The 1,173-nt window shown below is 64.7% G+C and carries 1 protein-coding gene; it reads right to left on the bottom strand.

Annotated features, from left to right (window positions below; all coding sequences use genetic code 11):
- A partial coding sequence (locus tag VEC57_21080) for a hypothetical protein (GenBank protein ID HYC01638.1) occupies window positions 1-1,173 on the bottom strand: 1,173 nt, incomplete at both ends.

Here is a 1,173-nt window from a genome sequence, read left to right as displayed (position 1 = left end):
TCCATCGAGTTGGCCGTCAGCGTCACCGTGTCGTTCACCGTGATCGCGCCGCCGGAGTTCAGCACCAGCGCATCGTTGGTCGTGCTCGACACCGCAATCGTGATGTCGTTGCCCGCACCCGTGGTGCGGATGTCCACCGCGTCCGTCCCCGCACCGGTGGTGATCGAGCCCACCGACAGGTCCGCCGCCGAGGTGACGAAGATGTCCGCCGCGCCAGCAGCCGCGTCGGTCACCAGCACCAGATTGCCGCCGACGTTGACATTCAGCGGATCGGCCACACTGGTGCCAATGGCACCTGTGCGTGCATGCAGCGTCAGATCGTTGCCGGCACTCGTGCCTACAACGAAGCCCGTATCAACGATCGAGCCCCCATGAATCGCCGTCGGATCGCTGAAGGTCACCGTGCCGTCGATGCTCACCGCACCGGTTCCATCGGTGGAACGGCCGATCGTGATGCTCGTGAAGCCGTTTTGGATGGCCGTGATGTCCGAGGCAATCAGATCCAGCGGCGCGCCGCTGTCCGCCGCAGCTCCAATCCTGATATCCAAACTCGTCGTGCTCGGACGAAGCAGGATCGTGCCGCCGTTGCCGCGTATCGAGTCGTCACCACCGGTCAGATTGATCTCATCACCCGTGAGCGACAGGCTGCCCGCAGCTACATCAAATGCCGTATCCGCAATCGTCAGCGTTCCCGTGCCGCTATCGAGCACGACTGCGTCGCCCGTTAGCGTCTCCGTCGCGTTCGTAATGGTGAGCGTCGCTCCACCGGTAGTGCGGATATCGACTGCGTCGCTTCCTGTGCCGCTGGTAATCGCACCTACCGAGAGATTCGCCGCCGAGGTGATGAAGATGTCTCCCGCGCCAGCAGCCGCGTCGGTCCTGAGCACCAGGTTGCCCCCGGCCACGCTCACGTTGAGCGCATTGGTCGCATCCACCCCGATCGTGCCGGTGGTGCTGCGCAGGTCCAGATCCCCGGCCGCCGTCGCCAGTACTCCCGTGCCCCCGTCGGTGATGTTGCCCACCGCATCGACGTCCATCGAGTTGGCCGTCAGCGTCACCGTGTCGTTCACCGTGATCGCGCCGCCGGAGTTCAGCACCAGCGCATCGTTGGTCGTGCTCGACACCGCAATCGTGATGTCGTTGCCCGCACCCGTGGTGCGGATGTCCACCGCG

This window comes from Candidatus Limnocylindrales bacterium (genome assembly GCA_035626395.1).
Taxonomy (GTDB): Bacteria; Desulfobacterota; Binatia; order UBA1149; family CAITLU01; genus DASPNH01.
This window is presented reverse-complemented; position numbering and strand designations above follow the sequence as displayed.